Origin of the sequence: Erwinia amylovora (genome assembly GCF_017161565.1) — a bacterium.
GTDB classification, from domain to species: domain Bacteria; phylum Pseudomonadota; class Gammaproteobacteria; order Enterobacterales; family Enterobacteriaceae; genus Erwinia; species Erwinia amylovora.
Genome location: NZ_CP066796.1, coordinates 238,168 through 251,174, shown reverse-complemented (window position 1 = coordinate 251,174; position 13,007 = coordinate 238,168). Strand labels below are relative to the sequence as shown.

Here is a 13,007-nt window from a genome sequence, read left to right as displayed (position 1 = left end):
ATAGAGCGGCAATACCGTCTCAACCCTGTAAACGGCGCATATGTCAGTCTCAGCCGGGATACCGGGCTAAGAAAAGTATTAAGGCTTTTGGCAATCCCGAATCGATGCCAGAACCATATCATGCGCAACACCTTTGCGCACTTCAGCTCTGCCGATCGCCAGCGGAAGGACCAGCCGCAGCTCGCCAGCCTGCACTTTTTTATCGCGCATCATATGTGGCAGATAATCTTCCGCCGCCATGCTCTGCGGACCCTCTACCGGTAATCCGGCACGCCGCAACAGCGCGATAATACGATCGGTATCTTGTGGGCTGAACTGCCCGAGACGCTCGGCGGTACGTGCTGCCATCACCATACCCACAGCCACAGCTTCACCGTGCAACCAGTTACCGTAGCCCATATGCGCTTCGATAGCATGACCGTAAGTATGACCCAGGTTGAGCAAGGCGCGCAGGCCATGTTCGTGCTCGTCGGCCGCTACCACTTCGGCCTTTAATTCACAGCACCGGCGGATGCACCAGGCCAGCGCCGTGCCATCCAGCGCCAGTAATGCATCAAGGTTCTGTTCCAGCCAGTTGAAAAACTCGCCGTCGAGAATAATACCGTACTTAATCACTTCAGCCAGCCCGGATGAAAGCTCGCGCCCGGGCAAAGTGTTGAGGCAATCGAGATCGACGACGACCGCAGCAGGCTGATAAAACGCCCCGATCATATTCTTGCCTAACGGATGATTAACCGCCGTTTTACCGCCGACGGACGAGTCCACCTGCGACAACAGCGTAGTCGGCACCTGAATAAACCGCACTCCGCGCTGATAGCTGGCGGCGGCAAAACCGGTTAAATCACCAATAACACCGCCCCCCAGGGCCACAAGAGTGGTATCACGACCATGAGGCTTCGCCAGCAGGGCACTGAACACCTGGTCCATGACCGCCAGGGTCTTGTACTGCTCACCGTCCGGCAGGATCACCTGGTCGACAACCACGCCCACGTCTTCGAGGCGGGCGCGCAGCGTATCGAGATAGAGGGGAGCCAGAGTCTGGTTGGTTACCAGCATGACCTGTTCGCCCGCTTTAAGCGGCCAAAAAGATGCCGGATCTGAGAACAACCCGGCGGCGATGGTAATCGGGTAACTGCGTTCCCCAAGAGTTACGGTAATCCTCTCCATGACGCTGTATCACCTTTTCTGCTGCACCCACGGGTGGGCGATCGGAGCTTTACTTAGCTCTTTTCCAACATATTGATAATCTGATTAGCCACTACCTTCGCACTTTGATCATCCGTGCGGATAGTCACGTCAGCAATCTCTTCATACAAAGGATTGCGTTCATCGGCTAATGCTTCCAACACTTCTCGCGGTGGGGATTCCACTTGCAATAACGGACGTTTTTTGTCGCGTTGCGTACGCGCCAGTTGCTTTTCGATAGTCGTTTCAAGATAGACCACTACGCCACGGGCGGAGAGACGATTGCGTGTTTCTCGCGACTTGACGGAACCGCCACCTGTCGCCAACACAATGCCCTGCTTTTCAGTGAGTTCATTGATGATTTTTTCTTCGCGATCGCGGAAGCCTTCTTCGCCTTCGACGTCAAAAACCCAGCCCACATCCGCTCCGGTACGTCGCTCAATTTCTTGATCGGAATCGAAAAATTCCATATTGAGTTGTTGAGCTAACTGACGCCCAATAGTGCTTTTGCCGGCACCCATAGGCCCAACCAGAAAGATATTGCGTTTCTCTGCCATTTTTTCGGTATTACTAAGACAATTCGTTAATGATACCCCGCCTTAAAGCAGACAGGACATGAACTGAAACCTCATGAGCGATAGTGCGAGAATCAGACGGAAAATTATCTCAACACTGAAGGTGTTTTGGCAACCGATTAAATTACCTTGCCCATTGCGCACGATAATTTGGCGCGTTTCAGTCCGCTTCATTTATCAGCCGGATGTGGTTGCATCGGCTACGCCGGTTGCGCACGATAAAAAACGGTTAAATAGCATTTGCTGCTGTGGGCACCTGGCCCGTTATTCAAAATCGCTAAACCTTGTAAGCTAATTCCGTCCTTGCGTCAAACCCAACCGTGACCAATTTGGGAAAAAACATGCGCCAACTATCATTTGCCACAAAAAAGTGTCAATCATCACGAACCAGTCTGGGGGTGATGAAGATCACCAGCTCACGTCTTTTTTGCTGGCGAACGTCGTGGCGAAACAGCGAACCCAGCAACGGAATATCGCCCAGCCAGGGAACTCTGGTGCTACCTGTTGCGCTCTGCTGCTGAAATATCCCACCCAGCGCCAGCGTTTGACCGTCTTTGAGCATCACCTGAGTATCAATTTCCTGCTTATCGATGGTCAGTACCTCATTTTCTCCGCTACGCATGTTACGTCCCGGCACATTTTGAGAAATGTGCAGCTTCAGTAAAATCCGTCCGTTAGACTGCACTAGCGGAGTCACTTCCATTGCCAGCATCGCCTCTTTGAACTCCATAGTGGTGGAACCGCTGTTTCCAGTCGATACTTCATAAGGAATTTCAGTGCCTTGCTTGATACTGGCAGTCTGCTGATGTGAGGTAAAAAGACGCGGGCTGGCGATAATATCGGCCTGATGTTCACTTTCAAGGGCGCTCAATTCAAGTTCCAGCAGGCGTCCGTCCAGTTTAGCCAGGGTCAAGCCGGCTACGCCCGCCGGGCGGCCGCTGGCGAGATCCACCCGCAGCTGGCTGGTACGCAGCGCATCAGCCACCTGTGCTTCACCACTCATACCCCAGGTCACGCCAAGCTCACGCAGGCTTTCTTCACTCATGGTGACAATCTGTGCCGCCAGCTCAATTTGCTCCAACGGCACATCCAGCTGGCGCACCCAGTGCTCGGTCTGCGCCAGGGCTTTCTCGGTATCGCGCAGCAAAAGACTGTTGGTACGGCTGTCGAGGGTAATACTGCCACGTGCCGACATTAATCTTGCTCGTTCACTCTGCAAGCTGGTATTGACCGACGCCGCGTCCGCATGGACCAGGGTCAGTATCCGGTCGAAAAGTGGCAACATTTTCTCCTGTTCTTCACGCTGAACTGCAGCTTTCCGCTGCTCCTCCTGCTGCCAGCTAGCGGGAAATACCATCAGCACATTACCCTGTTGCTCCATACTTAGCTTGCCTGTCTTAATCACCAGCTGCAGAGCCTGCCGCCAGGGAACATCTTTCAGCCGCAGCGAGAGATGACCTTCTACGCCGGGCGCTACCACCAGATTAAGCTGCTGATAGTCTGCCAGCGCCTGTAACACCTGAGCCACTGGCGCGTTGTCAAAAGCAAGAGTTAACGGTGGCTGTGCGGCTGCCAATGGGCTAATTAACGCCATCCACAGACAAAGGATCCTGAGCATTATGTCGTCCTTTTAACACCAACCTGTGCGCTGGCTGGCAATCCTGAATTGGGGTGAGAGTGGTGCTGTACGCATCAATGCGGGTTATCCGCCACGGCGTACCGGGCAGCAGGTCGCCGGTTTTACGCCGTAGCGTTTTTCCCCCGGTGGCGGTGAGCCAGGCGTCGTAATAGCCCGATCGTCCAATCACGCCCAGCAGGCGCCAACCGCCATCAGCGCTGGTTAAGGGCTGGCAAAGACGGCTCTGCGGTGGAAAAAACGGGTCACGCGCCCGGCTGTGAAATATCAGTAACGACAGTAACGCGCAGGCAAGTTTAGCTTTCATCCGTCAGCTCCATCACCAGGCGCAGCTGCGCCTGCTCACGCGTCAGGCTGAAAGCGGGCAAAGCCGGTGCAGGCTGAAGCGTAGAGAGATAGTTCAGTAGCCCGGCAAACTGAGTCCATTGCAGGGTGGCAGCCAGTTCTCCGCCTTCAGCAGCCGGGTGCCAGTGCTCCAATTCTGCACCACTGGTATTGAGCAAAACGGGCAGAGAAAAGCGCATGCCGGCAGCTGGCAACAGCTGTTGTTGTAAACAGGCCAGCCGCCGTTGAGAAACGGCCAGTGCCGGTAACGCCGCCAGCAATTGCAGCTGCTGCTGATAGTCCAGGATCTGCTGATGCAGCTGCTGTTCCAGCTGCTGCTGCTGTCGCTGTGCCGGGCGCAGCCAGCTGTACCACAACAGCAGCAGCAGCAGCAGGGTTGCCCCAGCGACGCTGGCCACACGTAACCACCCCGGTTCCAGCCGTAGCCAGGCTGTCAGCCAACGATTACTCATTGGTTTTGACACCAGGCACTGCCAGCCGGGCCAGCATAATGAATTTCATTTCGCCCAATTTGACGCGCTCAATCTGCCCCAACGTGACATCGCTAAACAGCGGGCTGGCGCTTAGCCCCTCACGCAGCTGGTGTAGCGCATTGATACTGCGACCTGCCCCCCGCAACTCCAGATCCAGGTGGGATTTACGCAATGTGTACAGCCAGGCATCCGTAGAGAAATATTGCCCCAGCGTACGGGCAAAATTTAGCCACATGGCCATCTGACGTTGATGAAACTGCCGTTTATCCAGCTGGCGCTGCAAGCGGGTGATGTGCTGCCGGGCGTCCAGCATCTGTGCCTTCAGGTTGACAGCGCCCTTCTGCGCCGCGCTCCACAGCGTCACCGTCGTGGCGCACCGCTGGTTGAGCGCGCGCTGCCACTGCCCGTGGCAAAGCCCGGCTGTCAGCAGTAACAGCACGCCCACCACCACCAGCCGCCAGACGCGCCAGCGTTTTTGCAGCTCTGCCCGCCGCCAGGGCAACAAGTTTACCCACACCATCAGCAGTCCTCCGGTCGCAGCGCCAGGCCGGTTGCGAGGGCAAAAGCCCCATCACAGGCGGGCAACGGCGGCTGATAGCAGCGCAAAGCGGCCAGCGGGGACAGCGCACAAGCCCCTTCTGGCAGAGCTTCCGTCAGCGCGGAGCTGTACCAGATGGTGCTGCTGTTGCTCAGAAAGCGCTGCTGCAGCTGGTGGAAATCCTCTGCTTCGGTATGCGGGCACCAGCCCCAGGGCCGATCGTTTTGCTGCGGTGCGTACCATAACCAGTGATCGCTCAACCGGTGTACCAGCGCCGCTGATGCATCCACGCCAAGTGAACGGGCCAGTGCGAACAGTGCTGCCGGGGTTAACTCCAGCACATCTGGCGTTAAAGAGACCTGCTGCAGACAGCCCAGCCAGCTTTGTAGCGCTTCCTGACGAGCCGCCGTCAGGTACAGTGAACCGTCTGCATCACTGCCCGTGCGGTAGTCTAAGGCCAGCTCCTCGGGAGCTATGGGAAAAAATCGCCGGGCGGCAGCGATAATGTAATGGCTGCGATCCGGCTCACGCAGCGCTGCCGTCGGCCGGGCCAGCTGGCGCTGCATCACCAGCTGTGGCGGGAAGCCCACCCGTAATGAGATCCGCGAGGGCAACTGCTTACGCCAGCGTTGTAATAATGGGACTAAGGCGTCCGGACGTTGCACCAGACCATTTCTTAACGTATCTTGCGGCAACGCATGCTGCCACCAGTGACGCAGCTGCCAGCCGTTGCGACGGCGCTGGATGCCAAGCGCGCAGAGCTGCCCGTTTTGGATATCCAGCCCGACTTGCCATGTCTCAAAAGCCATTGACGCGATCTCCTTATCGTCAGTTAAAAGAACGTATTCAAGGTACTGGCTTGCCTTTATACTACCGCGCGATTGTTTATAAACTGCTCAATCGACTTTAAATGGGAAATTTCAGGTGAAGTTCGTAAAGTTTTTATTGATCCTTGCAGTGTGTTGCATCTTGCTGGGAGCCGCCTCGATTTATGGTCTGTACAAATACATAGAGCCGCAGCTACCTGATGTCGCTACGCTGAAAGATGTGCGTTTGCAAACGCCGATGCAGGTCTACAGCGCCGATAACGAGCTTATCGCGCAGTACGGTGAAAAGCGCCGTATTCCGCTGACTCTGCAAGAAATCCCGCCGCAGATGGTGAAAGCCTTTATCGCCACCGAAGACAGCCGTTTCTACGAACACCACGGCGTCGACCCGATTGGCATTTTCCGTGCTGCCAGTATTGCGCTGACCTCCGGACACGCCTCGCAAGGTGCCAGTACCATTACTCAACAGCTGGCACGTAACTTTTTCCTGAGTCCTGAACGCACACTGATGCGTAAGATCAAAGAAGTTTTTCTTGCCATCCGTATTGAGCAAACGATGAGCAAGGATGATATTCTTGAACTGTATCTGAACAAGATCTACCTCGGCTATCGCGCTTACGGCGTGGGGGCCGCAGCCCAGGTTTACTTCGGCAAAAATGTTGACCAGCTGTCGCTTAGCGAAATCGCCATGATCGCCGGGTTGCCAAAAGCGCCATCGACGTTTAACCCATTGTATTCACACGACCGTGCCGTCGCGCGCCGGAATACGGTGCTGGCACGTATGCTCGACCAGCAATACATTACCCAGGCGCAGTACAACGAAGCTCGTATTACACCGTTGGTCGCCAACTATCACGTGCCTGAAATCGCCTTCTCAGCGCCCTGGCTGACCGAGATGGTGCGCCAGGAGATGATTAAGCGTTACGGTGAAAACGCCTATACCGATGGCTACAAGGTTTACACCACCGTGACGCGCAAACTGCAGCTGGCGGCACAGAGCGCAGTGCAGGCCAATGTGATTAGCTATGATATGCGTCACGGCTATCGCGGGCCGGCTGGCCAGCTGTGGAAACCCGGCGAGCGAGCCTGGGATGAAGCGGAAATTGTGAAGAAGCTGAAAACGCTGCCGGTTTACGGCCCGCTGATCCCGGCCGCGGTCACTACCAGCAACAACGATGAAGCCGATGCGACAATGCGCGATGGCAGCAACGTGACGTTAAATCTTGCCAGCGTGCGCTGGGCGCGCCCGTACAAGTCGGACACCCTGCAAGGTGCCACACCGCGTTCTGTCAGCCAGGTAGTACAGCCCGGCCAGCAGATCTGGCTACGTAAAATCGATAACGACTGGCAGCTGGCACAGGTGCCTGACGTCAATTCCTCGCTGGTTTCGCTCGACCCACATAACGGTGCGGTGCGCGCCCTGGTCGGCGGCTTCGACTTCAACCTGAGCAAATTTAACCGTGCTACGCAGTCGCTGCGTCAGGTCGGTTCGAATATCAAACCGTTTCTGTATACCGCCGCCATGGACCGTGGCCTGACGCTTGCCTCGATCCTCAACGATGTGCCGATTTCCCGTTGGGATGCCGGGGCCGGTGCTGACTGGCGGCCGAAAAACTCTCCAAATACCTATTCTGGCCCCATCCGCCTGCGCCAGGGGCTGGGTGAGTCGAAAAACGTGGTCATGGTGCGCGCTATGCGTGCGATGGGCGTCGACTATGCCGCCGAATATCTGCAACGCTTCGGCTTCCCGGCACAGAATATTGTGCATACCGAATCACTGGCGCTGGGTTCGGCTTCCTTCACGCCATTACAGATGGTGCGCGGCTACTCGGTAATGGCGAACGGCGGCTTCTTAGTCGATCCGTGGTTTATTGCCCGTATCGAAGATGAGATGGGAAATAAGCTGTTCGAGACCCGGCCGAAAGTAGCCTGCCCGGAGTGCAATTTGCCGGTTGTTTACGGAGAAACGCAAAAAGCCGTCGCCCTGAGTGAAGACAGCATTGAAAACGTGGCGGTGTCTCAGGAAGGCAATAACGCGGCGACTCCACAGCCCCAGTTGGCACAGGTACCGGCGCAGCAGAATGGTGCGCAACAGTATGCGCCACACGTTATCAACACGCCGCTGGCTTTCCTGATCAAAAGCGCATTGAACACCAATATTTTCGGTGAACCAGGCTGGATGGGAACCGGCTGGCGTGCCGGGCGTGACCTGAAGCGCAACGATATTGGTGGCAAAACCGGCACCACGAACAGCTCGAAAGATGCCTGGTTCTCCGGTTACGGGCCAGGAGTGACGACATCCGTGTGGATCGGCTTCGACGACCATCGCCGTGACCTGGGACGTACCACGGCATCTGGTGCCATTAAAGATCAGATCTCTGGCTACGAAGGCGGTGCTAAAAGTGCTCAGCCCGCCTGGGATGATTATATGAAGGCAGCGCTGGATGGCGTCCCGCTTCAGCCGCTTACGCCTCCAGAAGGCGTGGTGACGGTCAAAATCGACCGCGGCACCGGAAAGCTGGCCAACGGCGGCGGCAACACGCGTGATGAATACTTTATCAACGGCACCCAGCCAACCGAGTATTCCGTGCATGACGTTGGTACCACGCTGCTGGATAACGGCGAGAGCCACGAGCTGTTCTAGTCACCCGTTAACGGCCCTGCGTTCAGACAAACGCGTAAGGGCCGTCGGGCTAAGCCTGCAACCGCCAACAGGGAACGCCAGGAAATGGCGGTCATAATCTGCCTGAGCAAATCATTCAGTAGGTGAGACGCCCCTGTCTGACCAGCCATTCGCGCACCAGAAACAGCGCGCTGACGCTGCGCGCTTCGCGAAAATCAGGTTCTTCCAGCAGCGCCAGCAGATTGTTTAGCGGCCAGCGCCGTTGCGGCAGTGGCTCCGGCTCATCCCCTTCCAGCTGCTCCGGGTAAAGATCTTCCGCTACCACAATATTCATCTGGCTGGAGAAATAAGACGGCGCCATGGTGAGTTTGCCCAGCGTCTGTAACTGATGCGCACCGAAACCCACCTCTTCTTTCAATTCGCGATTTGCTGCGGCAAAAGGTGTTTCACCGGGATCGATCAGACCTTTTGGAAAGCCCAGCTCATAGTTTTCCAGCCCGACGGCATACTCCTGGATCAGGATTAGGTGGTCGTCTACAATTGGAACAATCATCACCGCCTCACGACCCGAAGAGCGCATACGCTCATACACGCGATGCGCCCCGTTGCTGAACGTCAGGTCGACCGCCTCAATGGTAAACAGTTTTGATCGCGCCACGGTCTCAACATTGAGAATGTCAGGTTTCTTTAATTGTCTGGTCATAATGGCCCCAGCGGAAAGCCGAAAAGTTAACGTCATTCCCTGACAACATCAGGGATGACCGTGTCAGGTCGCGTCACGCAGAGCTGCGGACACAGCATGCTGTCCATTGTGCTGTAGCCTGCGCTCAAATCCAACCATCGCATGAATCATTTTAGTCATTCAGAACAAATCATCGAAAACAGGAGGAAAATGTTTTGTAAAATGTCAACATGTGGATTTATAAATAGGAATACACCGATACTTTGTCAGCTAAATGCTTGGTAACATTTACTCCGGCCATGATATTGATCTATCCTAATTATATGATTCTTCGTGCTATTTTCAACACGCGGTTGATTGCCAATGCTATTGAAGCTAGCCGCGTCAGGCTAAAATATGACCATAGTCTCAGGCGGGAACTATGAAAGGAGCATCATGGCAGAAATGAGGGAAGCATGAGCACAATAGTTATCATATTGGCTGTAATGCTGGCCTGTCTGGTAACGGCAGGTTGTTTCTTTTGGTACGCTATGCGGCACCGTCCGCCGTTGGCGAAACCACTACCATTTGTCAGCCCCCCCCACCGTAAACTGAGCGCAGAAGAGCGTTCGGCGGTTGAATACTACGTCAAACAACAGGCGATCCACAGCCACGCCACGCCACTCAGCGGTGCCAGCAGTCCCCCTGCCCCACTGGTACTGACCGCTCAAAGCAAGAATGTCTATCCTGTCACCCGGGCGATTACCCGCTATGGGCTAACCACGGATGAACCTTATAAATGGCGCTATTATCTTGATACGGTAGAAGTTCATCTTCCGCCGCTTTGGGAGCAGCACATCGCGGAAGAAAACTACGTTGAGCTGATCAGAACGCAAACCATTCCGCTGGTCATTTCGCTAAACGGGCACTCGCTGACTCAATATCCTCTGGAGTCGCCGGCTATGCCATCGCTGGTCCGCGCCCCGGGGCAAAATGCCTCTATCCGTAAGGAAGAAGGGGAAAACGTTGAGCTGCTCAGCGTGCGCAAAGAGAGTATTGAAGAGTATGCACTGAGCCGCCCGGCCGGGATCCGCGAAGCGTTAGTCATCGCAGTCGGGCTGTTGGTGCTGTTTATCAGCCTGATTGCTCCATTGGTTATGATGCCGTGGCTAACACTGCCAGCTATCACCACCATCGTAGTCGGCAGCTGGCTGCTTCATCGCCGCCCGACAGAGAAACATTTGCGTGAAATCCACTGTTTGCGCGGTGCGCCAAAGCGCTGGGGATTATTTGGTGAATCAAATCAAGGCCAGGCCAGTAATATTTCCCTGGGTGCCATCGACTTGAACTACCCCCCGCACTGGCAGAATTACATCGCCCGGGATCTTGGACAAACGACCGAAATCGATATCTATCTTAATCACCAGGTCGTGCGTCATGGGCGTTTCCTGTCACTGCATGACGAGGCGCGTAATTTCCCCGTTCAGCGCTGGCGCAAAAATGTGGTGCTGGCCGCCGCCTCGCTGCTGGTGCTGGTGCTGCTGATGACACTGGTTCCGCTCTGTATGCCGCTCAAATTGAGCATGGCCTGGATAAAAGGTGCCGACAGTCTGGAAGTTACGCAGATTAGCGAATTATCCAAAACCACGCTGCACGTCGGCGACAGACTGACAGTCCACGGCACCGGGATGTGTTCTATTCCCAGCAATTACCAAAGCAACCGGAGTTATGCCTTTATGCCGTTCGACTGCTCAGCCATGTACTGGAATGAAGCCGAGCCGCTGCCATTACCGCAATCGGATGTTATTGATAAGGCCAGCGCACTGCTGGACACCACCAGACTGCAGCTGCACCCCCAAACCAGTACCGATCCGAAACTGAACCCGCACCTGGCAACGGCGATCCAGAAATCGGGCATGATCCTGCTCGATGATTTCTCAGATATCGTGCTGAAAACCCAGCAGCTGTGCAGCCAGGAACAGGATTGCATGCGGCTTAAGAATGCGCTGGTGAACCTCAGTAACGCGAAAGACTGGCAAACGCTGGTACGCAGCGCCAATTCTGGTGAGCTGCATGGCATGAACGTCTTGCTGCGCCCGGTCAGTTCAGAAGCGCTGGAAAATCTGGTCAATACGGCGACGTCATCCTTCTTCTATCGCGAAACGCGCCGGGCAGCAGAGGCGCTCAACAGCCCCCCTCCGGGCGGATTCCTGATTATCAACGATGAAGGCCAACAGCTGGTTGATTACGCGTCTCCGCCAGCGTCCCTGTTTGATCTCAATGCACCACAGCAGTGGCCTGAACTACAGCGGCTGGCAGACATGCTGCTGCAAACGCCGTTTAACGCCAGTGGTATCATTACCAGCATCAGTACCGATGCCAACGGCACGCGCCATATTGCCCTGCACGGAGCGCCAGACGAGATGACGCTATGGCGCTACCTGGGCAGCAGTCTGTTACTGCTGGCTCTTTGCCTGAGCCTGGCCATCAATAGCTGGCTGGCGCTGCATCGCATCCATCGCAATCGCCTACGCCTGATGAAAATCCACCAGTACTATGAAAAGTGTTTTAACCACACCTTAGGCGATATCAAGCCCGCCAGCCCCCGGTTCTGAATAAGCCACATCTGTGCTATTTTTAATGCAGATGGCCTCCGCTCACCTGTCCGAAACCACCTGACTGGCTGGCGCGTGAGTTATCCGCCGCCGGCTGTCTTGATTTATGGCGCATCACCCATACATAGGGTTATTCCCAAAGGAGTTGATGTGATGAAAGAGAAACCCGGTGAAGGGGTGCGGCTTGATAAGTGGCTTTGGGCCGCACGCTTTTACAAAACCCGTGCTGCTGCGCGGGAAATGATTGAAGGCGGCAAGGTGCACTATAACGGCCAACGCAGCAAACCCAGTAAACTGGTGGAAGTGGCTGCCAGCTTAACGCTACGCCAGGGCAACGACCAGCGTACCGTGGTGATTGCGGCCATCAGCGATAAACGTGGCCCTGCGACAGAAGCCCAACTGCTGTACCGCGAGACGGCAGAAAGCATTGAGAAGCGGGAAAAGGTGGCGCTGGCGCGCAAAATGAATGCACTCAGCATGCCCCATCCTGACCGGCGCCCGGACAAGAAAGAGCGTCGTGACCTGATGAAGTTTAAATATTCTGGCGACGAATAACGCCATATCAGAGAGAAACCCTATGTCCCAGCAAGACCAGATGCACCGTTACCTGTTTGAAAACCACGCCGTACGTGGCGAACTGGTCACCGTATCCCAGACATGGAATGAGATCGTTCACGGCCACGATTACCCGCAGCCGGTGCAGCAAATCCTCGGTGAACTGTTGGTCGCCACCAGCCTGTTAACCGCCACGCTGAAATTCGATGGCGATATTACGGTCCAGCTACAGGGGGATGGTCCGCTGAATATGGCGGTGATCAACGGCAATAACCAGCAGGAAATGCGCGGCGTGGCGCGGATGCAGGGTGAAATTGCCGATGGCAGCAGCCTGAAGGAGATGGTGGGTAACGGCTATCTGGTGATCACCATTGCCCCGCAAGAAGGTGAACGCTATCAGGGCGTGGTGGGGCTGGAAGGTGACACGCTTGCAGCCTGCCTTGAGGAATACTTTATGCGCTCAGAACAGCTGCCCACCCGCCTGTTTATCCGTACCGGCGCCACCGAAGGGGGATCGGGTGCGGGCGGTATTCTGCTACAGGTATTGCCGGCTCAGGACGCCAGTCTGGATGATTTTCATCATCTGGCCACGTTAACCGAAACCATTAAAAGCGAAGAGCTGCTTGGCCTGCCGGCCCATGATGTTTTATGGCGTCTTTACCATCAGGAAGAAGTCACGCTGTTTGATCCTCAGGGCGTTAGCTTCAAATGTAGCTGTTCACGTCAGCGCTGTGGCGATGTGCTGCGCACGCTGCCCGCGGAGGAAGTAGATCAGATGTTGCAGGAAGATGGCCATATCGATATGCACTGCGACTACTGCGGCAATAATTATGTGTACGATGCTGTTGATATTGCCGCTATGCGCAATGATTCAGCCGCAGACGATCGGCAAGTCCATTAATTTTCCCGGCCGGGTCAAATATGCCCTTATACGCCCGGCCTCCACTTGGTTCTGGATGAAAAAAAACGCCGGT

At 55.5% G+C, this 13,007-nt stretch carries 12 protein-coding genes; 4 read left to right on the top strand and 8 right to left on the bottom strand.

Going from position 1 to position 13,007, the window contains the following annotated elements; translation table 11 throughout:
• Nucleotides 1-78: 78 nt before the first annotated feature.
• From aroB to pilM, 7 genes are all read right to left on the bottom strand, one after another.
• Nucleotides 79-1,167, bottom strand: coding sequence for a 3-dehydroquinate synthase (gene aroB, locus JGC47_RS01050; protein ID WP_004160691.1), 1,089 nt, complete (start codon nucleotides 1,165-1,167; stop codon nucleotides 79-81).
• A 53-nt stretch (nucleotides 1,168-1,220) separates the two neighbouring features.
• The gene (gene aroK / locus JGC47_RS01045; RefSeq protein WP_004160692.1) at nucleotides 1,221-1,742 is read right to left on the bottom strand and encodes a shikimate kinase AroK; all 522 of its coding nucleotides are present in this window, start codon (nucleotides 1,740-1,742) and stop codon (nucleotides 1,221-1,223) included.
• Between the two features lie 391 nt (nucleotides 1,743-2,133).
• Nucleotides 2,134-3,378, bottom strand: a complete 1,245-nt coding sequence (hofQ, locus tag JGC47_RS01040) for a DNA uptake porin HofQ (RefSeq protein ID WP_004160693.1) — start codon at nucleotides 3,376-3,378, stop codon at nucleotides 2,134-2,136.
• Entirely contained in the window at nucleotides 3,341-3,703 is a 363-nt protein-coding gene (locus JGC47_RS01035; RefSeq protein WP_004160694.1) for a HofP DNA utilization family protein, read from the bottom strand. Before JGC47_RS01035 ends, hofQ begins: the two co-directional genes overlap by 38 nt.
• Nucleotides 3,693-4,193, bottom strand: coding sequence for a HofO family protein (locus JGC47_RS01030; protein WP_004160697.1), 501 nt, complete (start codon nucleotides 4,191-4,193; stop codon nucleotides 3,693-3,695). The genes JGC47_RS01035 and JGC47_RS01030 overlap by 11 nt, the downstream gene beginning before the upstream one ends.
• A complete protein-coding gene (locus JGC47_RS01025) occupies nucleotides 4,186-4,734 on the bottom strand; it encodes a PilN domain-containing protein (RefSeq protein ID WP_004160698.1) in 549 nt (182 codons plus the stop codon). The genes JGC47_RS01030 and JGC47_RS01025 overlap by 8 nt, the downstream gene beginning before the upstream one ends.
• On the bottom strand, nucleotides 4,734-5,561 hold the full coding sequence (gene pilM / locus JGC47_RS01020) for a type IV pilus biogenesis protein PilM (RefSeq protein ID WP_004160699.1): 828 nt from the start codon (nucleotides 5,559-5,561) through the stop codon (nucleotides 4,734-4,736). The genes JGC47_RS01025 and pilM overlap by 1 nt, the downstream gene beginning before the upstream one ends.
• Before the next feature lie 115 nt (nucleotides 5,562-5,676).
• Between pilM and mrcA the strand changes: the two genes are divergently transcribed.
• Complete coding sequence (mrcA, locus tag JGC47_RS01015) at nucleotides 5,677-8,223, top strand: peptidoglycan glycosyltransferase/peptidoglycan DD-transpeptidase MrcA (RefSeq protein ID WP_004160700.1); 2,547 nt, start codon at nucleotides 5,677-5,679, stop codon at nucleotides 8,221-8,223.
• A gap of 115 nt (nucleotides 8,224-8,338) precedes the next feature.
• Here mrcA and nudE read toward each other — a convergent pair whose 3' ends face one another.
• Nucleotides 8,339-8,905, bottom strand: coding sequence for an ADP compounds hydrolase NudE (gene nudE / locus JGC47_RS01010; RefSeq protein WP_004160701.1), 567 nt, complete (start codon nucleotides 8,903-8,905; stop codon nucleotides 8,339-8,341).
• A 434-nt stretch (nucleotides 8,906-9,339) separates the two neighbouring features.
• On the opposite strand from nudE, the gene JGC47_RS01005 reads away from it, so the two are divergent.
• The 3 genes from JGC47_RS01005 to hslO all read left to right on the top strand — a co-directional run bounded on the left by JGC47_RS01005 (nucleotide 9,340) and on the right by hslO (nucleotide 12,934).
• The gene (locus tag JGC47_RS01005) at nucleotides 9,340-11,478 is read left to right on the top strand and encodes an IgaA/UmoB family intracellular growth attenuator (protein WP_004160702.1); all 2,139 of its coding nucleotides are present in this window, start codon (nucleotides 9,340-9,342) and stop codon (nucleotides 11,476-11,478) included.
• 153 nt (nucleotides 11,479-11,631) lie between these two features.
• Entirely contained in the window at nucleotides 11,632-12,033 is a 402-nt protein-coding gene (gene hslR / locus JGC47_RS01000) for a ribosome-associated heat shock protein Hsp15 (protein WP_004160706.1), read from the top strand.
• 22 nt (nucleotides 12,034-12,055) lie between these two features.
• The gene (gene hslO / locus JGC47_RS00995; protein ID WP_004160708.1) at nucleotides 12,056-12,934 is read left to right on the top strand and encodes an Hsp33 family molecular chaperone HslO; all 879 of its coding nucleotides are present in this window, start codon (nucleotides 12,056-12,058) and stop codon (nucleotides 12,932-12,934) included.
• Nucleotides 12,935-13,007: the final 73 nt, after the last annotated feature.

What these genes read in the sequence shown, in the direction of transcription:
- hslR (WP_004160706.1), top strand. Translation starts at nt 11,632, where the DNA reads ATGAAAGAGAAACCCGGTGAAGGGGTGCGGCTTGATAAGTGGCTTTGG.
- nudE (WP_004160701.1), bottom strand. Translation starts at nt 8,905, where the DNA reads ATGACCAGACAATTAAAGAAACCTGACATTCTCAATGTTGAGACCGTG.
- JGC47_RS01030 (WP_004160697.1), bottom strand. Translation starts at nt 4,193, where the DNA reads ATGAGTAATCGTTGGCTGACAGCCTGGCTACGGCTGGAACCGGGGTGG.
- hofQ (WP_004160693.1), bottom strand. Translation starts at nt 3,378, where the DNA reads ATGCTCAGGATCCTTTGTCTGTGGATGGCGTTAATTAGCCCATTGGCA.
- aroK (WP_004160692.1), bottom strand. Translation starts at nt 1,742, where the DNA reads ATGGCAGAGAAACGCAATATCTTTCTGGTTGGGCCTATGGGTGCCGGC.
- JGC47_RS01005 (WP_004160702.1), top strand. Translation starts at nt 9,340, where the DNA reads ATGAGCACAATAGTTATCATATTGGCTGTAATGCTGGCCTGTCTGGTA.
- JGC47_RS01025 (WP_004160698.1), bottom strand. Translation starts at nt 4,734, where the DNA reads ATGGTGTGGGTAAACTTGTTGCCCTGGCGGCGGGCAGAGCTGCAAAAA.
- JGC47_RS01035 (WP_004160694.1), bottom strand. Translation starts at nt 3,703, where the DNA reads ATGAAAGCTAAACTTGCCTGCGCGTTACTGTCGTTACTGATATTTCAC.
- pilM (WP_004160699.1), bottom strand. Translation starts at nt 5,561, where the DNA reads ATGGCTTTTGAGACATGGCAAGTCGGGCTGGATATCCAAAACGGGCAG.
- aroB (WP_004160691.1), bottom strand. Translation starts at nt 1,167, where the DNA reads ATGGAGAGGATTACCGTAACTCTTGGGGAACGCAGTTACCCGATTACC.
- hslO (WP_004160708.1), top strand. Translation starts at nt 12,056, where the DNA reads ATGTCCCAGCAAGACCAGATGCACCGTTACCTGTTTGAAAACCACGCC.